Source organism: Paraburkholderia sp. BR13439 (assembly GCF_040948805.1).
Classification (GTDB): Bacteria; Pseudomonadota; Gammaproteobacteria; order Burkholderiales; family Burkholderiaceae; genus Paraburkholderia; species Paraburkholderia youngii.
On record NZ_JBFPKN010000011.1, the window covers coordinates 58,050 to 78,598 of the forward strand.

22 protein-coding genes are annotated in these 20,549 nt (G+C 63.2%); 15 read left to right on the forward strand and 7 right to left on the reverse strand.

Annotated features, from left to right (window positions below):
* Window positions 1-17 precede the first annotated feature (17 nt).
* From AB3X96_RS21815 to AB3X96_RS21845, 7 genes are all read left to right on the forward strand, one after another.
* A complete protein-coding gene (locus tag AB3X96_RS21815; RefSeq protein ID WP_368591339.1) occupies window positions 18-512 on the forward strand; it encodes a hydroxyquinol 1,2-dioxygenase in 495 nt (164 codons plus the stop codon).
* Between the two features lie 91 nt (window positions 513-603).
* A complete protein-coding gene (locus AB3X96_RS21820; protein ID WP_368591340.1) occupies window positions 604-1,623 on the forward strand; it encodes a hydroxyquinol 1,2-dioxygenase in 1,020 nt (339 codons plus the stop codon).
* Between the two features lie 46 nt (window positions 1,624-1,669).
* Window positions 1,670-3,136 (forward strand): aldehyde dehydrogenase family protein, encoded by a 1,467-nt coding sequence (locus AB3X96_RS21825; protein WP_368591341.1) that lies wholly within the window; start codon window positions 1,670-1,672, stop codon window positions 3,134-3,136.
* A gap of 7 nt (window positions 3,137-3,143) precedes the next feature.
* Window positions 3,144-4,211: a maleylacetate reductase gene (locus AB3X96_RS21830; RefSeq protein ID WP_368591342.1), complete on the forward strand. Its 1,068-nt coding sequence runs from the start codon at window positions 3,144-3,146 to the stop codon at window positions 4,209-4,211.
* Between the two features lie 45 nt (window positions 4,212-4,256).
* A complete protein-coding gene (locus AB3X96_RS21835; RefSeq protein WP_368591343.1) occupies window positions 4,257-5,129 on the forward strand; it encodes an intradiol ring-cleavage dioxygenase in 873 nt (290 codons plus the stop codon).
* A gap of 5 nt (window positions 5,130-5,134) precedes the next feature.
* A complete protein-coding gene (locus AB3X96_RS21840) occupies window positions 5,135-5,446 on the forward strand; it encodes a YciI family protein (protein WP_176111488.1) in 312 nt (103 codons plus the stop codon).
* A 3-nt stretch (window positions 5,447-5,449) separates the two neighbouring features.
* A complete protein-coding gene (locus tag AB3X96_RS21845) occupies window positions 5,450-5,782 on the forward strand; it encodes a Rieske (2Fe-2S) protein (RefSeq protein WP_368591344.1) in 333 nt (110 codons plus the stop codon).
* A 244-nt stretch (window positions 5,783-6,026) separates the two neighbouring features.
* Here the strand turns inward: AB3X96_RS21845 and AB3X96_RS21850 are convergent, their stop codons facing one another.
* The 3 genes from AB3X96_RS21850 to AB3X96_RS21860 all read right to left on the reverse strand — a co-directional run bounded on the left by AB3X96_RS21850 (window position 6,027) and on the right by AB3X96_RS21860 (window position 8,515).
* Entirely contained in the window at window positions 6,027-6,290 is a 264-nt protein-coding gene (locus tag AB3X96_RS21850) for a hypothetical protein (RefSeq protein ID WP_368591345.1), read from the reverse strand.
* Between the two features lie 976 nt (window positions 6,291-7,266).
* Complete coding sequence (locus AB3X96_RS21855; protein ID WP_176121453.1) at window positions 7,267-7,749, reverse strand: hypothetical protein; 483 nt, start codon at window positions 7,747-7,749, stop codon at window positions 7,267-7,269.
* Window positions 7,742-8,515, reverse strand: a complete 774-nt coding sequence (locus tag AB3X96_RS21860) for a hypothetical protein (RefSeq protein ID WP_368591346.1) — start codon at window positions 8,513-8,515, stop codon at window positions 7,742-7,744. The genes AB3X96_RS21855 and AB3X96_RS21860 overlap by 8 nt, the downstream gene beginning before the upstream one ends.
* Before the next feature lie 297 nt (window positions 8,516-8,812).
* Here AB3X96_RS21860 and AB3X96_RS21865 point away from each other — a divergent pair, with 297 nt between their 5' ends.
* From AB3X96_RS21865 to AB3X96_RS21900, 8 genes are all read left to right on the forward strand, one after another.
* Entirely contained in the window at window positions 8,813-9,850 is a 1,038-nt protein-coding gene (locus tag AB3X96_RS21865; protein ID WP_368591347.1) for a substrate-binding domain-containing protein, read from the forward strand.
* Between the two features lie 282 nt (window positions 9,851-10,132).
* Window positions 10,133-11,344, forward strand: a complete 1,212-nt coding sequence (locus AB3X96_RS21870) for a sugar ABC transporter substrate-binding protein (RefSeq protein WP_368591348.1) — start codon at window positions 10,133-10,135, stop codon at window positions 11,342-11,344.
* A gap of 92 nt (window positions 11,345-11,436) precedes the next feature.
* A complete protein-coding gene (locus AB3X96_RS21875) occupies window positions 11,437-12,375 on the forward strand; it encodes a carbohydrate ABC transporter permease (RefSeq protein ID WP_368591349.1) in 939 nt (312 codons plus the stop codon).
* A 1-nt stretch (window position 12,376) separates the two neighbouring features.
* Window positions 12,377-13,189 carry a carbohydrate ABC transporter permease gene (locus AB3X96_RS21880; protein ID WP_368591350.1) on the forward strand — a complete coding sequence of 271 codons (813 nt, stop codon included), beginning with the start codon at window positions 12,377-12,379 and terminating at the stop codon, window positions 13,187-13,189.
* Between the two features lie 45 nt (window positions 13,190-13,234).
* On the forward strand, window positions 13,235-14,305 hold the full coding sequence (locus AB3X96_RS21885; RefSeq protein WP_368591351.1) for an ABC transporter ATP-binding protein: 1,071 nt from the start codon (window positions 13,235-13,237) through the stop codon (window positions 14,303-14,305).
* Window positions 14,306-14,368: 63 nt separating this feature from the next.
* Window positions 14,369-16,693 carry an alpha-xylosidase gene (gene yicI / locus AB3X96_RS21890; RefSeq protein ID WP_368591352.1) on the forward strand — a complete coding sequence of 775 codons (2,325 nt, stop codon included), beginning with the start codon at window positions 14,369-14,371 and terminating at the stop codon, window positions 16,691-16,693.
* Between the two features lie 55 nt (window positions 16,694-16,748).
* Entirely contained in the window at window positions 16,749-16,982 is a 234-nt protein-coding gene (locus tag AB3X96_RS21895) for a type II toxin-antitoxin system Phd/YefM family antitoxin (RefSeq protein ID WP_217910250.1), read from the forward strand.
* Window positions 16,979-17,368 carry a type II toxin-antitoxin system VapC family toxin gene (locus tag AB3X96_RS21900; RefSeq protein ID WP_368591353.1) on the forward strand — a complete coding sequence of 130 codons (390 nt, stop codon included), beginning with the start codon at window positions 16,979-16,981 and terminating at the stop codon, window positions 17,366-17,368. Before AB3X96_RS21895 ends, AB3X96_RS21900 begins: the two co-directional genes overlap by 4 nt.
* 71 nt (window positions 17,369-17,439) lie before the next feature.
* On the opposite strand, the gene AB3X96_RS21905 is transcribed toward AB3X96_RS21900, so the two are convergent.
* The 4 genes from AB3X96_RS21905 to AB3X96_RS21920 form a co-directional block, all read right to left on the reverse strand.
* Window positions 17,440-18,207: an ABC transporter ATP-binding protein gene (locus tag AB3X96_RS21905; RefSeq protein WP_368591354.1), complete on the reverse strand. Its 768-nt coding sequence runs from the start codon at window positions 18,205-18,207 to the stop codon at window positions 17,440-17,442.
* Between the two features lie 32 nt (window positions 18,208-18,239).
* Entirely contained in the window at window positions 18,240-18,953 is a 714-nt protein-coding gene (locus AB3X96_RS21910; RefSeq protein WP_368591355.1) for an ABC transporter permease, read from the reverse strand.
* On the reverse strand, window positions 18,950-19,639 hold the full coding sequence (locus tag AB3X96_RS21915) for an ABC transporter permease (protein ID WP_368591356.1): 690 nt from the start codon (window positions 19,637-19,639) through the stop codon (window positions 18,950-18,952). The genes AB3X96_RS21910 and AB3X96_RS21915 overlap by 4 nt, the downstream gene beginning before the upstream one ends.
* A gap of 88 nt (window positions 19,640-19,727) precedes the next feature.
* Window positions 19,728-20,501 (reverse strand): ABC transporter substrate-binding protein, encoded by a 774-nt coding sequence (locus tag AB3X96_RS21920; RefSeq protein WP_368591357.1) that lies wholly within the window; start codon window positions 20,499-20,501, stop codon window positions 19,728-19,730.
* Window positions 20,502-20,549 lie beyond the last annotated feature (48 nt).

Below are 20,549 nucleotides of genomic sequence, written 5' to 3' on the forward strand. Positions count from 1 at the left end.
CCAACTAGGAGACAGCAATGACCGAGTCGTCATTCCACACCGTCTTTGGCTCGCTCGACGGCTATCGCAAAGGCGAAATCGAAATCACGAGCGGCGAAGCGCGCCATTACGTGTTTTCCAACATCTTCGAAGTCGCTTCCGAGTCGGCGCCCTACGAGAAGGTCGTGGTCGGCAAGAACCTCGACTACGTGATCGAGGCGCTGCGCACCGAAGGCCAATCGCAATGGTTCGCCTGCGCGCACGACGAGTTCGCGATCCTGATGGACGGCGAAGTACGCATCGATTTCATCAAGCTCGGCAACCCGCCGAAGAGCGGCACGGGCACCGTCGCAGCGGGCGCGCAACCCGCCGGCCGCGCGATGGGTTACGTGGTGCTGCGTCGCGGTCATCAGGCATTGCTGCCGGCCGGCTGCGCATATCGCTTCACCGCGCAGAAACCTGGCGTCGCACTCGTGCAAACGATGCTCGGCGAACTGTCGGTGGAGAAGTGGGCCGACATCTGCCTGCACTGATACGCAGAACATGCACCCACCCCGCAACTACGTTGCATGGGACCAGAGTAAGCGCTAAAGCGCCAACTCTGGTCGACATAGGAGACAAAACATGGCATCCCTCGAAACCCTCGATCACCCGGCCGGGTTCGCCGCCGACACCGTGCGCGCCAGCGAACCCGACGCGGTCACCGGGTATCGCCGCTTTACGCTCGGCGCGTTCGAATTCCTGCGCGACGAGTACTTCGTCAAGATCAACTGGCCCGCGAAAGGCCAGACCCGCACCCACGCGGTGCCGGCCGATGCGTTCCTGCGCGCGATGATGCGCGACGTCGCCTGGGGCTTCTTCTACGGCTGGGTCAATTTCGATCACGTGTTCGGCACGCGCAATCACTACGGCAAGGTCGACGTGTATGCGGGTTCGTTCAACGGCATCATGAAGGACGCGGGTGTCGATTACATGGAGACCTTCGAGACGCCGACGATCATGGCGACCTTCAAGGCGATCCTGCACGACTGGACCAACGAAGGCTTCGACCCGTTCGCGGCACCCGAGGAAACCGGCACCGCGTTCGGCCGCAAGCATGGCGACAACGATGCCGCGATCGAGCGCACGCGCATCGCGACGCGCCGCATGCCGGGCCTCGAAGGCGACTCGCCGCTGCGCGACGATCTGCCGGTGAACCGCGCGTTCGCCGACGTCACGCAGGACGATCCGGAGGTGCATGTCGAGCCCGGCTTCGAGGGCCAGCTGCACGCGTTCAACCTGTTCAAGTATCTATCGCGCTCGGACGTTACCTGGAATCCGTCGGTCACGTCGGTGTGCGGCCAGAGCCTGTTCTGCCCGACCACCGAGGAATACATCCTGCCGGTGTTTCACGGCAACGATCGCGTCGAGTGGTTCCTGCAACTGTCCGATGAGATCGTCTGGGACATCGGCGACAAGAACACCGGCGCACCGCGCGCGCGGATCACGATGCGTGCGGGCGACATCTGCGCGATGCCGGCCGATATCCGCCATCAGGGTTATTCGACCAAGCGCTCGATGCTGCTCGTGTGGGAGAACGCGACGCCGAATTTGCCGAAGCGTTACGAAAGCGGCGAGCTGAAGCCGTACCCCGTCGATTTCTGAACGCTCGATTGAAGAGCCCCGCGCCCGCATTCACCGAGGACCATTCATGCAAACCCAACTGTTCATCGACGGCCGCTTCACGGACGCCGTCGAAGGCGGCACGATCGACGTGCTCAATCCGCACGACGGCTCGCTGATCACACAGATCGCCGCGGCCACCGCCGCCGATGTCGATCTGGCCGTCGATGCCGCCGCGCGCGCGTTCCCGAAGTGGGCCGCGCTGCCCGCGGCCGAACGCGGCCGTCTGCTGCTGAAGCTCGCCGACGCGATCGAGGCCAACGCCGACGAACTCGCGCAACTCGAATCGCTGGACACCGGCCACCCGATCCGCGATTCGCGCTCGCTCGACGTGCCACGCACGGCGGCATGCTTTCGCTACTTCGGCGGCATGGCCGACAAGCTGCAAGGCTCGGTGATTCCGGTCGAAGCGGGCTTTCTGAACTACGTGCAGCGCGCGCCGATCGGCGTGGTCGGACAGATCGTGCCGTGGAATTTCCCGCTCATGTTCACGAGCTGGAAGATGGGTCCGGCGCTCGCGGCCGGCAACACGGTCGTGCTGAAGCCGTCGGAGATCACGCCGCTGTCCACGCTGCGCATCGTCGAGCTGATGGCCGAGGTCGGTTTTCCCGAGGGCGTCGTCAACATCGTCGCGGGCTATGGTCATACGGCGGGGCAGTGGCTCGCCGAGCATCCGGGTGTCGGCAAGATCGCGTTCACCGGATCGACCGCGACCGGGCGGCGCATCGTCGAGGCCTCGCAGGGCAACCTGAAGCGTGTGCAGCTCGAACTCGGCGGCAAGGGCGCGAACATCGTGTTCGACGACGCGAACCTCGACGCCGCGATCAACGGCGCCGCGTGGGCGATCTTCCACAACCAGGGCCAGGCGTGCATCGCGGGCTCGCGGCTGATCCTGCACGAGCGCATCGCCGATCGGTTCCTCGAACGTTTCGTGTCGCTGGCGTCGTCGATCCGGCTCGGCGATCCGCTCGATGGCGACACCGAGATGGGGCCGCTCACGTCGAAGCAGCATCAGGAACGGGTGCTCGCGTTCGTCGACATCGCGCGCCAGCAGGGCGGTCGCGTACTGACCGGTGGCAGCGCGCCGAGCGATGCGTCACTTGCGAACGGCTACTACGTGCGCCCGACCGTCGTCGAGGCTGCGAGTCCGAACGACCGCGTCGCACAGGAGGAAGTGTTCGGCCCGTTCGTCACGGTGCTCCGTTTCCGTACCGACGACGAAGCGCTCGCGATCGCCAACGGCACCGACTACGGACTCGGCAGCGGGCTGTGGACGCGCGATCTGTCGCGCGCGCATGCGATGGCCGCGAGAATCCATGCGGGCATGTGCTGGGTCAACTGCTATAAGCGCGTCAATCCGGGCAGCCCGTTCGGCGGCGTCGGACAGTCTGGCTATGGCCGCGAGATGGGCTTCGAGGCGATGCACGACTATACGGAAGCGCGCTCGGTGTGGGTCAACGTCGACGGCAACGTGCCGCCGCATTTCAAACGCTGAGGGCCGCATGGAGCGCTTCGTCTATCAGGGCACGCCGTCGCGTGTGGTGTTCGAATGGGGCGGGCTCGCGACGCTGCCCGCGGAGGTCGAGCGGCTAGGGGCCAAGCGCGCGCTGATCCTGGCGACATCCGAGCAGCACGCGCTGGCCGAGCGGGTCGCGGAGGTGCTCGGCAAGCGCGCGGCGGGTGTGCATGCGCAAGCCGTGATGCACGTGCCGATCGAAGTCGCTCGCGCGGCGCGCGATGCGGCCGCCGCGCTCGATGGCGACTGCTGCGTCGCGGTGGGCGGTGGTTCGACGGTCGGCCTCGGCAAGGCGATCGCGCTCGAATCGTCGCTGCCGATCATCGCCGTGCCCACCACGTATGCGGGCTCCGAGATGACGCCGATCTACGGGCTCACCGAAGGGCGTCTGAAGCGCACGGGCCGCGATATGCGCGTGCTGCCGCGCACGGTGATCTACGATCCGTCGCTGACTTTGTCGTTGCCGGCGGGCATTTCCGCCGCGTCGGGCATCAACGCGATGGCGCACGCGGTCGAAGCGCTGTATGCCGAGGACGCGAATCCGGTGATCAGCCTGATGGCCGAGGAAGCGATCCGCGCGCTCGGCGAAGCGCTGCCCACGATCGTGCGAGCACCGGACGATGCCGCCGCGCGCAGCAGCGCGCTGTACGGCGCGTGGCTTGCGGGCACCTGTCTGGGCGCGGTCGGCATGGCCCTGCATCACAAGCTTTGTCATACGCTGGGTGGCACGTTCAACCTGCCGCATGCGCAAACCCATGCGGCGATGCTGCCGCATACGGCACACTACAACCACGGCGCCGCGCCCGATGCGCTCGCGCGCGTCGCGCGCGCGCTCGGCGGCAAGCGCGAGGCCGACGCGGGTCCGCTGCTGTTCGAACTGAATCGCGCGCTCGGCGTTCCGCTGGCGCTCGCGCAGATCGGCATGCCCGAGCAGGGACTCGACGAAGCGGCCGATCTCGCGTGCAAGAATCCGTATGCGAACCCGCGTCCCGTGGAACGCGATGCGATCCGCGTGCTGCTGCAACGGGCGTGGCAGGGTGCCGAACCCGTCTGAGCGCCGGGCAACGCGGCGCCGCCAGATCAATCGATGGAGGAAGACATGTCGACAGACAGCAAAGAGGCCGAGCAGGCCCTGACCGAGCAGGTGGTAGCAAGCTTCGCCGGCACACCCGACGATCGGCTGCGCACGCTGATGCAAAGCCTCGTGCGGCACATGCATGCATTCGTGCGCGAAGTCGAGCCGACCGAGGCCGAATGGATGTCGGCTATTCGCTTTCTGACCGACACCGGCAAGATGTGCGACGACCTCGTGCGCCAGGAATTCATCCTGCTGTCGGATACGCTCGGCGTATCGATGCTGGTCGACGCGATCAACCATCGTCTGGCGACGGGCGCCACCGACACTACTGTATTTGGCCCGTTCTACATTCGCGGCATGCCCGAGCGCGCGTATGGCGAGAACATCGCGTTCACGCCCGGCACACCCGCGCTCGTGCACGGACGCGTGCTGTCGACGGACGGCGAGCCGCTTGCCAACGCGGTGCTCGACGTCTGGCAGACCGCCGGGAACGGCATGTACTCGGGGCAGGACACGGAGCAGCCGCACGGCAATCTGCGTGGACGTTTTCGTACCGACGCCGAAGGCCGCTACGCGATTTCGACGATCGTCCCGGTCAGCTATCCGATTCCGACCGACGGCCCGGTCGGCCGCATGCTCGAAGCGACCGGACGGCATCCGTGGCGACCCGCGCATCTGCACTTCATGATCGACGCGCCGGGGTATCGTACGCTCGTCACGCATGTGTTCGACCGCGAAGACCCTTATCTGGGTTCGGACGCGGTGTTCGGCGTGAAGCCGTCGCTGATGGTCGATTACCGCGAGTGCCCCGCGGATCACGAACTCGCGCGCCGCTTCGGTTTCGATGGACCGTTCCGCGAAGCGCGCTACGACTTCATCCTCGATCGGAGCTGATGGCGATGGCACGTTTTTTCGCGGTATTCGCGACCGACAAGCCCGGCATGCGCGAAGTGCGCGAACGGGTGCGTCCGGTGCATCGCACGTGGCTGCGCGGCGGTACCCATCGCGGCGTGCTCGTGCGCCTTGGTGGTCCGACGCTCGCGCCGCAATGCGATGCGATGAATGGCACGTTGCTGGTCGTCGAAGCGGAGCGTATCGACGACGTGATGGAGTTCGTCAGCAACGATCCGTACATGCAGGCGGGATTGTTCGATTGCGTGGAGATTCGCCCGTGGGACTGGAGCCTCGGCAACCCGGAACGGAGAGTCTGAGCGATGAACGAAACGCCGCTATGTCCGCTCGCCGACGTGCCCGATGGCGGCGCGCGGGTCGTCGATGCAACGGCCGCCGGCGTGCCTGTCGTGGTGGTGCGGCGGGGCGAGCAGGTGTGGGCTTACGCGAACCGCTGTCCGCATTTTTCTGTGCCGCTCGATTTCGAACCCGGCGATGTGCTGTGCTATCGCTCGCAGGTGTTGATGTGCGCGCATCACAGCGCGTTGTTTCGCTTCGAAGATGGACGCTGTATCGAGGGGCCGTGCGCGGGGGCGAGCCTCGATGCGGTGAAGATTGTGGTCGATGGCGACGGGTGGGTGGTGTTGAATCCGTAGTCGATGCGACTTCGCTCGATAATGAGAAGTGACGTTCCACCGAGAAGCCTGGCGTGCTCATCTGTTCCTGGCGCACCAGGATTTTCCGGCTCGGTGGCATGTACTACAACTCTATCCATTGCACTTTGCACCCGGTCGCGAAGAACAACACAAGTCTTCACCGTTTGTGTTGCATCGTCATAAAAAGTGATAACTGCACGGTCTTTCGTTCCCACGTCAGAATAGGCGCTATTAGGCGAACGGCTTAGGGAAAAGGGAACTGATCCGGCTTCACGCGCAAACGTTGTTTCACTTCGGCGTGATATATCGAGAGGATGCCGAGTGCTGTCGCTCCGAGTCGGCTTGCGATGTTCTCTGTCAATTCCTCGCCAGGAATGTCTTCGAGGCGCCACGGTGCGACAACATTTTTGCTCCTTAGCGGGGCAAGGTCCTCATCCTTCACCGAGAATACTTCGAATTGCTGCAATTCCGGGTTATAGGAAACAACAAACGATTTTGGGCCGACCATGCTTAGTATCCTCGGCACTGGTTATAGAGTGTGAAAGCGTTTTGCTTGCATGCGATGAAAGTATAGGCAGCGTTCGTCATTCGCTTGTAGAGATTGCATTCGTCAAGATTTCGCTCGTACTCCGCGAAGCATTCGGCCTCGTGAAATTCACTCACTCCGCGCGCCGAAATCTTTTGCACGTCGTCGCTTAGCGCGTCCCTTGTATACCCGAAAGGCTTTGCGTTGCCAAGATTGTGCGGCGCGGCGCGGGATTTTTCCGTCGATCGACCTTAGCATGTCCGCGTCGTTCGGTAGCCGAGTGCGCTCAGAGTCTGACCGGGAAGCATCTTCCCGCTGCTCTCGTATCGCCTGCACGCACTTGCGTATCTCGTCCCGCTCAGGGACGAAGATCAGACTACCGTCCTTCACTTCGTTGTACAGGGCTTTGGCAACCTCATGGTCTCTCATCCTGTACATATGAAAGCGGTTGCCACTCCGGCCGAGCATATCGCGCAACTCGTACGACTGGAGTGACAGCAGCATGGATGGGCTATATCGCAGCCACGCTGCGCGCGCTTCGTCCATTGCCCTGCACAATGTCGTCGTGCGACTCGCGGGGCACGCTCGCCGGCAATGCAAAATGGAACCACCGGTCGACGTCGAACAGCCACGGAGACTCGATGTGAAGGTTGAACGATCTGTAAAGACTGATCGAGAAGAAATGTCCGTGCCGCCTTTCACGGACCTCACGGAAGGAACCGAGGGAAAGTGAAGTCATCGCGCCTCACAGTCAGTCGAGGAGGCCCGATTGTGCAACAGGACGCCATCCCAAAAAACCCCGGATCAAGCCTTGCGGGGACGCTGCGCGTGGACAGGCTTTTCACTAGCCTCGGTCACCGGGGGCGAGCCTCGATGCGGTGAAGATTGCGGTCGATGGGGACGCGTGGGTGGTGTTGAATCCGTAGCCGACGCGACTTCGCTCGATAACATCGCGCCGTCACGACAACGACCAGGGATCGACCTTGCCACCCTCGATCACGAAGTGCTTCTCATCGACGCTGGGCGCGAAAAGGCGCCAGTCCTCGTCATCTTCGATTCCGTCTGGAATCACCACAAGGCGATAACCTCGCGAGAACAAAACGACGATGCCGCCCGCGTCGTCTGCCGATGCGTCCGCGCACTTGAAAGGCTCTTGCGTTACGAGCATTTCGTGCAAGCGCCTGGCCGTGTCGTGCGCTTTTTCATCAGAGCCGCGCAGATCTTCCCGTGTTGCTACGGTTAATCCATCTCGCTTGATCTGCCAGGCACATTGCACGTGGAGCGCCCACGCTCCATCCTCGTGCTCTTCGCCCCCGAGCGTATACCGCCTTTGGGGACCAAACTGCATGGTGAGCATGTCTCCCGCATGACTGACCCAACTCACCTCGAGCCCAACAAGCACGGCAAGCCGCTTCGTAATTTCTGCTTTAATATCAGTCATCACCATCTCCGAACATTTCCCGCCCGCGCTCTAGCATCTCGTGATAGCCGAAGCCCTGTCTACTGGTTTCTCGATGAAGTCGCTGGGCTTGATCTTTATTCAGACCCAACGCTCTGACAACGGCCTTGAACTGCCCGTTTTGCGCCTGATCGTTGCGCGGCGCACCTTCGCTACCCGCGACCTGCACCCCGTCACCATCCGGCATATTGGGCTGATAGTCTAACGGCTGTGCATTGCCGAGGTTCTGCGGCAGGCGCGGTCCGTTGCCATAGAGCGACCTTGGCATGTCCGCGCGGTCCGGTTGCTGCGCGCGCGCGGGGTCGGACTGTGAGGCCTTTTCTCGCTGCTCTCGTATCGCCTGCACGCACTTGCGCATCTCGTCGCGCTCAGGGACGAAGATCAGACTACCGTCCTTCACTTCGTTGTACAGGGCTTTGGCAACCTCATGGTCTCTCATCCTGTACATATGAAAGCGGTTGCCACTCCGGCCGAGCATATCGCGCAACTCGTACGACTGGAGTGACAGCAGCATGGATGGGCTATATCGCAGCCATGCTGCGCGCGCTTCCTCCATGCCCTGCACAATGTCGTCGCGTGCTTCGCGGGGCACGCTCGCCGGCAATGCAAAATGGAACCACCGGTCGACGTCGAACAGCCACGGAGACTCGATGTGAAGGTTGAACGATCTGTAAAGACTGATCGAGAAGAAATGTCCGTGCCGCCTTTCACGGACCTCACGGAAGGAACCGAGGGAAAGTGAAGTCATCGCGCCTCACAGTCAGTCGAGGAGGCCCGATTGTGCAACAGGACGCCATCTTAAAAAACCTCATATTGAGTCTTGCAGGAGGCGCGCTGCGCGACCTGTCCAAAAGCTCCTTTTCGAGTATGCGGGCGTTCGTTGGCTCGCACCTGTCGCCGCATGTAGATTTGAAGCCCGGGACCGACCATTCCCCCGCGCAACCCGAGTCTCGACAGCAGCCCTCCAGTGACGTACCGTTATGGCCTCCCGCATCGGGCTCGCTCCGCCAGCCCGGGCAGATTTCCTTCATCGATAGACAGGCGCATGGATATTCGGGAATTAGCCAGAGAGCTCAAGCTGTCCATTTCGACCGTTTCGCGCGCCCTGAACGACGCCGACGAGGTCAGCGCCAAGACACGCGAACGCGTCCGCGCCGCGGCACTCGAACTCGGCTACGCACCCAGCAAGTCCGCGGCGAGTCTGCGCCGGGGCCGCCTGGACATCGTCGGCCTGATGCTACCGGTGCGACGTGAAGAAGAGACCTACACCCTCGGCATCTTCATGAGGCTGGCCGACGGATTGCAATCGGTTCTGTCGCAGCATGGCATGGACCTCGTCATGTACTCGAGCGAGTCCTGGGACGACGAGTTCGCGCGACTGCGGCGCATCGTCGATCGCCGCCAGGTGGACGGCGTGATTCTCGCCGGCACGCGGCGGCACGACGAGCGGCTCGACTATGTCGCGAGTCGTAATTTTCCATTCGTCGCGTTGGGCCGCAGCGAGTCGGGCGGCGAGCACACGTGGATCGATCTCGACTTCGAAGCGGCCGCTGCCGCGGGTGTCGCTCGACTCGTGGCAGGGGGACATAGGCGCATCGCGCTGGCGGTCCCCGACGGCGACGCCATGCAGGCGCACATCTATTTGCGTGCATGGAAGAAGGCGATGAAGAAGCACGGGCTCGAAGTGCCCGCGGGATACGTGCAGCGCAACAGGCTGTCCGAGCGCGGCGGGTATCTGGCGACCGAGGCGCTGCTCGCTCTCGACGACGCGCCGGACGCGCTGATGTTCCAGAGCGACTGCATGGCGATCGGCGCCTATCGGAAGCTTCACGAAGTGGGCCAGATGCCGGGCCGCGATCTGGCGATTTCGGCCGGGGTGCTGGCCGGCGAGGTGTCGGAATACCTCGCGCCGCCTTTGAGCGGGTTTACGCTGGATGCCCGCGGACTGGGCCAGCGCCTCGCACGAGCGCTGCTCGCCCAGCTTCCTGACCTTGCCGACACCTATCGCGCCGAGCGCGAGCCGGTGCTGTGGCCGTTGACCCTGCGCGACAACGACGACGCTGCGTCCCCGGCAGCCAGATAGCAATCGGCCCGCACGCATCGCGAGCTGCGTGCCACATGGTCCTCGCCGCGCCGGCGCGCATTGTGGTTTGCGCCAAATGCAGTTGCGATTTTCGTGGGCTGCTTGACGACACCTCCCGCCCGGACGATCATTCAAGCGGTTCCGGAAACGTTTCCGGAACTCCGGTCGCAACGGCGCGAACGATCGTGCTGCTGCGCCCACCGAACGAGACGGCTGCCGCACAGCCCGACGAAGAAGAAACCTAGACAAAGCGCGGTCGCGGCGCGCAAAAACGGAGACAGCATGAAGAAGCTACTTGCCGCATCCGCGGCGATCGGTCTGGCATTCTCGCTTTCCTGCGCGCCGTTGCATGCGGCGTCGCTGTCGGTCTGGGCCGTGGACGAGCCCGACGATTACACCGCGAAGATGGCGCAGGAATTCGCGAAGCTGCATCCCGATGTCCATCTGCAGATCCGCAAGGTGGGCTTCGCTGCGCTCAACGACGAAACCATGCGCGCCGTGATGTCCGGCAACATGCCGGACGTCGTGCCGATCGACAACCCGAACACGGCGATGTTCGCTTCGAAGAATGCGCTGCTCGATCTCGGGCCATACCTCGCGAAGTCGAAGGTAATCGACGCGAAGACGATCTTCCCCGGGCCGCTGAAGAATGCCACCTGGAACAGCAAGGTGTATGCGATTCCGCGCGGCACGAACACGCTGGCCATGTACTACAACAAGGACATGTTCAAGGCCGCGGGACTCGATCCCGAGCACCCGCCGCAGACGTGGGACGAGCTGTACACCGACGCGCAGAAGCTGACCGACGCGAAGAAGGGCGTGTACGGGCTGGCGTTTTCTGCGATCAACACCGAAGAGGGCGTGTTCCAGTTCCTGCCGTTCGTTCAGGCGGCGGGCGCCGACTGGAACCGTTTGAACGATCCGGGCGCGGCTCGGGCGGCGGCCTTCTGGCAAAAGCTGCTGGACAACAAGGTCGCGTCGCAGGACACGCTCACGCATAGCCAGTCGGAGGCGGCCGCCACGTTCATCAACGGCAATGCCGCGATCGACATCGACGGTCCGTGGGAGCTGAGCGCCGTCGACAAGGGCGCCAAGTTCAAGTGGGGCGTCGCGCTGCTGCCGGTCGAGAAGGCGGGCGGCCCGCGCGCATCGGCGCTGGGCGAACAGAATCACGCGATCTTGCGCGGTGCGAAGAACCCGGATACGGCCTTCCAGTTCCTCGAATACATGTACGCGCAGCCCGACCGGAACTGGAACGACTTCGGCATGCAGCCGCCGTCGAAAGACACCGATACGCAGAGCCCGAAATGGCCGCAGGCGTATCAGGTCTTCAACGAGCAGATGCAGTACGCCCGTCCGCGCGGACCGAACCCGCAGTGGCCGAAAATTTCGAAGGCGATCTCCGATGCGATCCAATCCGTGATCACGCATCAGGCCACGCCGCAACAGGCGATGGCGGCAGCGGCAAAGACCGTGCAGGAAGTCCAGAACTAGGCATTGCGAAGGACCCGATCGAGGTGGCCGTGCGCCGGGCGTCCGGCGCCGACCGCCCTCGGACGCTGTCCCGTCTTCGAGCGATGAACGCCATGAACACACTGTCACGCCGTGCCCCGTCCGACCAGGCCCCCGGGGTCTTGAGCCGCATTCCGCGCGCTCACGCCTTCGAGATCTCGCTGGCGGTGTTCGCGCTGCTGTATCTGCTGGTCTTTGCCGGGCTGCCGCTGATCTACAACATCGTGCTGTCGTTTCAGCAGGTCGATCTGATGGCGCCTGCCACGTTGCTGCGTCCGTTCGTCGGACTCGCGAATTACCGCGATGTGTTCAGCCGTCCGGAGATGCATCAGGTAGCCGTGAACACGGTGCTGTTCGCCGGACTGTCGCTGACCTTCCAGGTGTCGATCGGCTTCTTGCTGGCGCTGCTGTTTGCGCAGGACTTCCCGTTCGCGAGCCTGATGCGCGGCCTGTTTCTCGCCGGATGGATCATGCCGGGGCTGGTGGTCGGCGTGATCTGGAAGCTGATCTTCGCCGGCGACTGCGGTGTGCTCAACCATGTGCTGATGCAAATGCACGTGCTCGACGAAAAGATCTTCTGGCTGTCCGATCCTCGCTGGTCACTGTATGCCGTGATCGCAGCCAACGTCTGGCTCGGCGTGCCGTTCAACATGCTGCTGCTGTCGGTCGGGCTCGCGGCGATTCCGGCGGACCTGTACGAAGCGGCCGAACTCGACGGCGCGAACGCGCTGCAACGTTTCACCGGCATCACGCTGCCGATGATGAAAGCGACGCTGGGCGCGGTGATCGCGCTAGGCGCAATCATGACGATGCAGCAGTTCGACCTGATCGCGGCGCTCACGCAGGGCGGTCCGGCCAACTCGTCGCAGGTCGCGCAGTTCTGGTCGTGGCAGTTGTCGCTGCAGACATTCGAAGTCTCGGCGGGCTCCGCGGTCGCCACGATGATGCTGGTGCTCGTGCTGATCGTCGCGGTGATCTACGTGCGCTCGACGCGCAACGAAAGGATGGTCTGACATGAAGCGCTACGTGCTGTTCGTCATCGCGCTGTGCGTGACCGCGGTCTATCTGTTCCCGCTGTACTGGATGTACATCACGGCGTTCAAGAGCGCGGGCGAGATGTTCCACTTCCCGCCCACGTTCTGGCCGCAGCATCCGCAGTCGCATCTGTGGCGGGTGTTCAGCGACAGCGGCATGGGCAACTTCCTGTGGAACTCGTTCGTGACCGCGTGCGGCACCGTGGCGGTGACGGTGCTGCTCGGCACGGGCGGTGCCTATGCGTTGGCGTTCGTGCAGAACCGCTGGACCAGCCTCGCGATCTTCACGGTGCTGGTGTTGCAGGCACTGCCGTCGAGCCTGATGGTGACGCCGATCTTCACGGCCTTCAAAAGCCTCGGTCTGCTCGATACTCCTCGCTTCGCGGTCGTGCTCGCGCAGATCACGAAAACGCTGCCGTTTTATATCGTGCTGTGCCGCCCGAGCTTCGTGCAGGTTCCGCGTGAGATGCGCGATGCGGCGCTCGTCGATGGTGCGTCGCCGATGCGGGCATTTTTTAGCGTGATTCTGCCGCTTGCGGTCAACGGCATTCTGGTCTCGGCGATCCTCGTGTTTCTGCAATCGTTCGGCGAATACGTCTACGCCCGTTCACTGATTCTCGATGACCGTTACCAAACCGCCACGGTGGGCCTGTCCGCCTTCGTCGGCGCAACCAGGGTCGACTGGATCGGCATCATGACGTACTCGGCGATCTTCGTTACGCCAATCCTCGTCGTCTTCATGCTGCTGCAACGCAGGATCGTTGCTGGCCTGACCGCCGGCGCGCTCAAGTAACGCATACCTCTTTTTTTGCCGGCGCGAGCCGGTCGGAGAATCGCTGTGGATCGCATACAGATCGAGCGCCTGAGCAAGAGCTACGGGTCCGTCCAGATTTTGAAGGACATCGACATCAGTGTGCCGCAAGGGTGCTTCGTCGTGCTGGTCGGGCCATCGGGTTGCGGCAAATCCACCTTGTTGCGTACCATCGCCGGCCTCGAGCAGATCACGGGCGGCACGCTGCGCATCGACGGCCAGGTCGTCAACGACGTGCCGCCGCGCAAGCGCGATGTCGCGATGGTGTTTCAAAGCTATGCGCTCTACCCGCACATGAACATCGAAAAGAACATGTCCTACTCGATGCGACTGCGACGCGCGGCGCCACATGCGATCCGGGAAAGCATCGACAGCGTGTCCCGTACGCTGGGGCTGGACCATCTGCTCGCGCGCATGCCGCGCCAGCTGTCGGGCGGACAGCGCCAACGCGTGGCAATGGGCCGTGCCATCGTGCGCAATCCGAAGGTGTTTCTGTTCGACGAACCACTGTCGAATCTCGATGCGGCGCTGCGCGTGCACATGCGCACGGAGATCCGCAAGCTGCATCAACGTCTCGGTGCGACCTCGGTATACGTCACGCACGACCAGATCGAGGCGATGACGATGGCCGATCACGTCGTCGTGCTGCGCGCGGGACAAGTCGAGCAACAAGGCGCGCCGCTGGCGCTGTATCACCGGCCGGCCAACCGGTTCGTCGCGGGCTTCATCGGGTCCCCGGCGATGAATTTCATCGAGGCCGTAGTCGGTCCCGACGGACACAGCGCGCATTTCGGCGGCGCGAGCGGGCAGACGCTCGCGCTGGGCCGCTCGCTGCCGGCGGGCACCGAAGTATGGATCGGCCTGCGCCCCGAGCATCTGCGTCTGCAGCGCGGCGCTGGAGGCCTGCGTGGCGTAGTCGACGTGGTGGAGTCCACCGGTTCGATGAGCTTCATCACGGTGAAGCTCGACGGCGTTGCGGCGCCCGTGCTGGTTGCGCAAGCCGGGGTATGCGCGATCGAAAGCGGCGAGGCTTTTGGTCTCGACATCGCGAGCGAGCACGTCCACGTTTTCGACCGCAAAAGCGAGCGTGCGCTGTAGGCGAGCAGCAAGCGTTCCGCGATCGAGCGGAACGGGCAACGAATACCCTTCGAGAACGTATAAATGAAAATCAGCGATGGCAACTGGTTGATCCGCGACGGCCTGAACGTGTCGTATTCGGCCGCACCGCACAGCGTGGAGATCGTCGGCGACGAACTGCACGTGCGCGTGGCGCCGCGCGATGTATCGAACCGCGAACGGCAGCTCGATACCGGGCTCTTTACATGGCGCTTCTTTGCGCCGCAAAGCGGCGTGATTGGTGTGCGCATCGAGCACTTTTCCGGCGCGCTCGACCGCGGCCCGCATTTCGCGCTCAACCGCGAGCCCGGGGCCGTCGTAACCCGCAACACCGAGACCGAGGCGAGCCTCACCAGCGGCTCGCTGACGGTGCGCGTCGTCAAGTCGGGCGACTGGTCGGTCGATTTCCTGCGTGACGGCGAGCGCATCACCGGCAGTGGCTTTCGCGCGAGCGGCCAGGTCCACGATGCAAACCAGCACGGCGCCGCGTTCATGTTCGACCGGCTCGATCTGGGCGTCGGCGAAAACGTCTATGGCCTCGGCGAACGCTTCACCGCATTCGTGAAGAACGGCCAGGTCGTGGAGAGCTGGAACCGCGACGGCGGCACCGGCACCGACCAGGCGTACAAGAACGTGCCGTTCTATCTGACCAATCGCGGCTACGGCGTGCTGGTGAATCACCCGGAGAACGTGTCGTTCGAAGTGGCGAGCGAGAAGGTCGCGAAGGTGCAGTTCAGCGTCGCCGGAGAGCGGCTCGAATACTACGTGATCGACGGTCCCACTCCGAAAGCCGTGCTCGAATGTTTCACGCAGCTGACCGGGCGGCCGGTGCTGCCGCCCGCGTGGTCGTTCGGCCTGTGGCTCACCACGTCCTTCACGACGAACTACGACGAAGCCACGGTGAACCACTTCATCGACGGCATGGCCGAACGCGGCATTCCGCTGCACGTGTTCCATTTCGACTGCTTCTGGATGAAGGCCTTCCACTGGTGCGATTTCGAGTGGAACCGCGAGACCTTCCCGGACCCGCAGGGCATGCTGGCGCGGCTGAAGGCGCGCGGACTGAAGATCTGTCTGTGGATCAATCCGTATATCGCGCAGCCGTCGCCGCTCTTTGCCGAAGGCGTCGCGAAGGGCTACCTGCTGCGCAAGCCGAACGGCGACGTCTGGCAGTGGAACCGCTGGCAGCCCGGCCAGGCCATCGTCGACTTCACGAACCCCGCCGCGGCGCAATGGTACGCGGGCCACTTGCGGCGACTGCTGGAGATGGGCGTCGACTGCTTCAAGACGGACTTCGGCGAGCGCATTCCGACCGACGTGGTCTATCACGACGGCTCCGACCCGCAGAAGATGCACAACTACTACAGCTACCTGTACAACAAGGTGGTGTTCGACGTGTTGCGCGAGGTGCGCGGCGACGGCGAGGCGGTGGTGTTCGCACGCTCGGGGACCGTGGGCAGCCAGCAGTTGCCCGTGCACTGGGGCGGCGACTGCAGCGCGACCTACGAGTCGATGGCCGAGACCCTGCGCGGCGGCCTGTCGCTCGGCCTGAGCGGCTTTGGCTTCTGGAGCCACGACATCGGCGGCTTCGAGCACACCGCGCCCGCCGACGTCTACAAGCGCTGGTGCGCATTCGGGCTGCTGTCGAGTCACAGCCGCCTGCACGGCAGCAAGTCATACCGCGTTCCATGGCTGTTCGACGAAGAAGCGGTGGACGTGGTGCGCCATTTCACCGAATGGAAGTCGCGCCTGATGCCGTACCTGTTCGACGCCGCGCAACAGGCCGTCGATCACGGTACGCCGGTGTTGCGTGCGATGCTGCTGGAGTTTCCCGACGACCCGACCTGCGATCATCTGGACCGCCAGTATCTGCTCGGCGACGCGCTGCTGGTGGCGCCGGTATTCAATGCCACGGGCGACGTGGACTTCTGGCTGCCGGCGGGGCGCTGGACTCATCTGTTCACCGGCGCGCAGGTCGAGGGCGGCAGGTGGGTGCGCGAGCGGCACGGCTTTCTGAGCCTGCCTTTGTACGTGCGGCCGAATACGCTGCTCGCGATCGGGACCGAGAACCAGCGGCCCGATTACGACTACGCGTTGCGCAGCGAACTGCACCTGTTCGAGCTGGATTCCGGCAAATCGGCGAGCGTGACGTTGCGCGGCCCGAACGGTGCGGCGGTGACGAGCGTGAGCGTGACGCGCGGCGACCATACCCTGCGGATTCGCAGTCATGGCGTCAAGGCGAGATTGCCGCTGCTCTTACGGCAGTGGCCGGCGTTGCGCGACGCCGGCGGCCTCGAGATGCGGTCACACGAGTCAGGCGTGATCCTCGTCTTGCCTGAGGGAGACGGCGAACACACGGTGCACCTGTGAACGGAGCGCAGACTAGCTGCGGGCCTGACTGCCCGCATTGAAATGGGTAGAAAAAATGGAGCGACAGATTTCAAAAGCGCTGTTCAAGGCAAAGGCTTGCGAACTGTTCCGGCAAGTGGAAACACTAGGGGGCAGTGTGGTTGTCACCGACCACGGCAAACCTACCATCGAGATTCGACGCTACACCGCTGGCCACACGAATCCGCTCGACGTGCTTCGATCCGGGATCGCCTCGTTCGATCCCGAACCGGCACCTGATTGCACTGCGCGATCGGCGAGGGCTCGATGATTGTGCTCGATACCGCTGCGCTGATCATGTGGCTGAGCGCTCACGACAAGCTGAGCGTCACGGCTCGCAAGGCGATCGACCGCGAAATGAATGCGGGCGAAATCGCCATTTCGATGATTAGCGTCCTCGAGGTAGCGGAATTCGTCGAGGATGGCCGGCTCAAACTGTGTGTCGATACACGGCGCTGGTTGTCGATCTTGGCGTCGGTCGAGGGCCTGCGCGTGGTGCCGGTGGATATGGCGATTGCCGTCCAGGCCGCGGCGCTACCCACCACGCTCAGGTCGCATCAGCGGCTGATCGCATCCACGGCGATGACGCTTGGCGGCACCCTGATCACGCCCGACGCGCGATTGCGCGAGTTCTCCTACGCGGGGGCAATCTGGTGAGTGGCGCAGTCGTTCTGCGGATGATTCGGGCTAAGGCACGAGACTGAACCACGCGCCATACCCTGCCGCCGCTACTTCAACCGCCCCGCCAGAAACTGCTGCAACCGCTCGCTACGCGGATTCGTCAGCACCTGATGCGGATGCCCTTGCTCCTCGATCTTGCCCTTGTGCAGGAACACGACATGATTCGACACGTTGCGCGCAAAGCCCATTTCGTGCGTGACGACGATCATCGTGCGGCCTTCTTCGGCGAGCGCCTGCATCACCCGCAGCACTTCGCCGACGAGCTCGGGATCGAGCGCCGAAGTCGGTTCGTCGAACAGCATCACTTCCGGCTCCATCGCGAGCGCGCGGGCAATCGCGACGCGCTGCTGCTGACCGCCCGACAGATGCGACGGATATTTTTTCTCCGTGCTGGCCGGCAAACCGACCTTGGTCAGATACTTGCGAGCGCGTTCCTCGGCTTCGGCGCGGCTCAATCCCAGCACGCTGATCGGCGCCTCGATGATGTTCTCGAGCACCGTCATATGCGCCCACAAGTTGAAATGCTGGAACACCATCGACAAACGCGTGCGCATCGTTTGCAACTGCTTCGGATGGGTCACGCGTAGCGAGCCGTTGCGGTCCCTGCTCGTGTTGATTTCCTCGCCGTTTAGCGTGATGCGCCCGGAGCACGGCGATTCGAGAAAGTTGATGCACCGCAGGAAGGTGCTTTTCCCGGAGCCGCTCGACCCGATGAGGCTAATCACGTCGCCCGCCTTCGCCTTCAGCGAGACGCCCTTCAATACCTCGTTGTCGCCGAACTTCTTGTGCAGGTCGTCGACTGTCAGCTTGTACATGCTCGTATGCTCCATCATGGCGCGAATGCGCTTTAATGCCCTTGCGGTTTCAGATAAGCCAGCAAACGGATTTCCATCTTGCGGAAGCCCCAGATCAGCGCGAACACGATCGCCGCATACAGGATCGCCGCGATGCTGTACGCCTGGAACGTCGCGTAGGTCGCGGAGTTGACGTCGCGCGCTACTTTCAGAATGTCGGGGATGGTCGCCGTGAACGCGAGCGTGGTCGCGTGCAGCATCAGAATCACCTCGTTGCTGTACGAGGGCAGGGCCCGGCGAAGTGCCGACGGCAGGATGATGCGCGTATACAGCTTGAACTTCGACATGCCGTAAGCCTGGGCCGCCTCGATCTCACCGTGCGAGGTCTCGCGGATCGCGCCCGCGAAGATCTCGGTGGCGTACGCGCATTCGTTCAGCGCGAATGCGAGCAGCGTGCAGTTCATCGCATTGCGAAAGAAGCTGTCGAGCATCGCGTGCGAGTGGACGAAATGCAGACTGTAGAGCCCCGTGTAGATCAGCAGCAGTTGAACGTACAACGGCGTGCCGCGAAACACGTAGGTGAAAAGCCAGACGGGCCCGCAGATGTAACGGTTGCGCGACGCGCGGGCGATCGCGAGCGGCACGGCCAGCACGAAACCCAGCACGATCGATGCAACCAGCAACCACAGCGTGATGACGAGGCCGGTGTAGTTGAAGCCATCCGTGAAAATGTAGTTCTGCCAGTATTGACGGATCAGTTCGATCACAGCGCGGCCCTCCGTACGCCGATCGAGTAGCGCTTCTCGAGGCGGATCAATATCAGATTCGAAATGGTGGTGATGGCGAGGTAGATGGCCCCGGTCGCCAGCGTGAAGAAGAAGAACGACTGGGTGCTCTTGCCGGCGTCCTGCGATGCCTTCACGACGTCCGCGAGACCGATGATCGACACGAGCGCGGTGGCCTTCACGAGCACCTGCCAGTTGTTGCCGATGCCGGGCAGCGCGAAGCGCATCATCTGCGGGAACAGAATGCGGGTGAACACTCGGCGCGCGCTCATGCCGTACGCGAAGCCCGCTTCGATCTGCCCACGCGGCACCGACAGAAACGCGCCGCGGAAGGTTTCGGTGAAGTACGCGCCGTAAATGAAGCCCAGCGTGATCACGCCGGCGAGAAACGGATCGATGTCGATCTGCTCCATGCTGAACATGTCGGTCAGCTCATTGAGCCAGATCTGGATGCTGTAGAACAGCAGCAGCATCAGCACGAGGTCGGGCACGGCGCGGATCAGCGTCGTGTACATCGTGCCGATGCGCGAAAGCACGCGGTTGGTCGACAGCTTCGCGGCGGCGCCGAGAAGTCCCAGCGCGAACGACGCCGCGAGCGACAGCACCGCGAGCTTGATGGTTACCCACGTGCCCGCGAGGAGCAGCGGACCGAAGCCTTGAAACAGCATGGGAGTGTCCTTGTTGAAGGAGCGGACCGCGCGCATGCGCGCGGGCCTGGCGATCGGGTGGAGCGGGCTCGTGGTGTTACGCGCGGGCTTAGCCGCCGTACACGTCGAAGTCGAAGTACTTCTGCTCGATCTTCTTGTACGTGCCGTCCTTGATCATGTCGGCGATCGCCTTGTCGACCTTGACCTTCAGATCTTCGTCTTCCTTGCGCATGCCGATGCCCGCGCCGTTGCCGAGGATCTTCGGATCGTCGATGTTCTGGCCGACGAAGGCGAAGCCTGCGCCGCGCGGCATCTTCAGGAAGCCCTGGTCAGCCTGCACCGCGTCTTGCAACGCTGCGTCCAGACGGCCCGACTGCAGGTCGGTGTAGACCGCGTCCTGGTTCTGGTACGGCACGACCTTTACGCCCTTCGCCTCCCAATAGGTCTTCGCGTAGGTTTCCTGGATCGTGCCCTGTTCGACGCCCACCGTCTTGCCCTTCAGCGAGTCGGCGGTCGGCACGATACCCGAGCCCTTCTTCGCGACGAGTCGTGTCGGCGTATTGAACAGCTTCGACGAGAAAGCGATCTGTTCAGCACGTTTCGGCGTCATCGACATCGACGACAGCACGCCGTCGAACTTCTTCGCCTTCAGTGCCGGAATCATGCTGTCGAAGTCCTGCTCGACCCACACGCACTTCGCATTCAGACGACGGCAGATTTCGGTGCCGAGATCGACGTCGAAGCCGACCAGCTTGCCATCGGTCGCTTTCGATTCGAACGGCGCATAGCTCGCATCCACGCCGAAGCGGACTGTGGACCAATCTTTGGCGAAAGCGCCGGTGGCAGCGAGGGCGAGGGCGAGGGACAAGGCAAGTTTCTTCATCAAAGTCTCCGGGAGGGATGCAACGAGGTGCGATCTTGTATAGACAAA

What these genes read in the sequence shown, in the direction of transcription:
- yicI (WP_368591352.1), top strand. Translation starts at nt 14,369, where the DNA reads ATGAAAATCAGCGATGGCAACTGGTTGATCCGCGACGGCCTGAACGTG.
- AB3X96_RS21830 (WP_368591342.1), top strand. Translation starts at nt 3,144, where the DNA reads ATGGAGCGCTTCGTCTATCAGGGCACGCCGTCGCGTGTGGTGTTCGAA.
- AB3X96_RS21900 (WP_368591353.1), top strand. Translation starts at nt 16,979, where the DNA reads ATGATTGTGCTCGATACCGCTGCGCTGATCATGTGGCTGAGCGCTCAC.
- AB3X96_RS21920 (WP_368591357.1), bottom strand. Translation starts at nt 20,501, where the DNA reads ATGAAGAAACTTGCCTTGTCCCTCGCCCTCGCCCTCGCTGCCACCGGC.
- AB3X96_RS21820 (WP_368591340.1), top strand. Translation starts at nt 604, where the DNA reads ATGGCATCCCTCGAAACCCTCGATCACCCGGCCGGGTTCGCCGCCGAC.
- AB3X96_RS21895 (WP_217910250.1), top strand. Translation starts at nt 16,749, where the DNA reads ATGGAGCGACAGATTTCAAAAGCGCTGTTCAAGGCAAAGGCTTGCGAA.
- AB3X96_RS21905 (WP_368591354.1), bottom strand. Translation starts at nt 18,207, where the DNA reads ATGTACAAGCTGACAGTCGACGACCTGCACAAGAAGTTCGGCGACAAC.
- AB3X96_RS21870 (WP_368591348.1), top strand. Translation starts at nt 10,133, where the DNA reads ATGAAGAAGCTACTTGCCGCATCCGCGGCGATCGGTCTGGCATTCTCG.
- AB3X96_RS21860 (WP_368591346.1), bottom strand. Translation starts at nt 8,515, where the DNA reads ATGACTTCACTTTCCCTCGGTTCCTTCCGTGAGGTCCGTGAAAGGCGG.
- AB3X96_RS21915 (WP_368591356.1), bottom strand. Translation starts at nt 19,639, where the DNA reads ATGCTGTTTCAAGGCTTCGGTCCGCTGCTCCTCGCGGGCACGTGGGTA.
- AB3X96_RS21865 (WP_368591347.1), top strand. Translation starts at nt 8,813, where the DNA reads ATGGATATTCGGGAATTAGCCAGAGAGCTCAAGCTGTCCATTTCGACC.
- AB3X96_RS21875 (WP_368591349.1), top strand. Translation starts at nt 11,437, where the DNA reads ATGAACACACTGTCACGCCGTGCCCCGTCCGACCAGGCCCCCGGGGTC.
- AB3X96_RS21840 (WP_176111488.1), top strand. Translation starts at nt 5,135, where the DNA reads ATGGCACGTTTTTTCGCGGTATTCGCGACCGACAAGCCCGGCATGCGC.
- AB3X96_RS21835 (WP_368591343.1), top strand. Translation starts at nt 4,257, where the DNA reads ATGTCGACAGACAGCAAAGAGGCCGAGCAGGCCCTGACCGAGCAGGTG.
- AB3X96_RS21815 (WP_368591339.1), top strand. Translation starts at nt 18, where the DNA reads ATGACCGAGTCGTCATTCCACACCGTCTTTGGCTCGCTCGACGGCTAT.
- AB3X96_RS21850 (WP_368591345.1), bottom strand. Translation starts at nt 6,290, where the DNA reads ATGGTCGGCCCAAAATCGTTTGTTGTTTCCTATAACCCGGAATTGCAG.
- AB3X96_RS21825 (WP_368591341.1), top strand. Translation starts at nt 1,670, where the DNA reads ATGCAAACCCAACTGTTCATCGACGGCCGCTTCACGGACGCCGTCGAA.
- AB3X96_RS21880 (WP_368591350.1), top strand. Translation starts at nt 12,377, where the DNA reads ATGAAGCGCTACGTGCTGTTCGTCATCGCGCTGTGCGTGACCGCGGTC.
- AB3X96_RS21855 (WP_176121453.1), bottom strand. Translation starts at nt 7,749, where the DNA reads ATGACTGATATTAAAGCAGAAATTACGAAGCGGCTTGCCGTGCTTGTT.
- AB3X96_RS21845 (WP_368591344.1), top strand. Translation starts at nt 5,450, where the DNA reads ATGAACGAAACGCCGCTATGTCCGCTCGCCGACGTGCCCGATGGCGGC.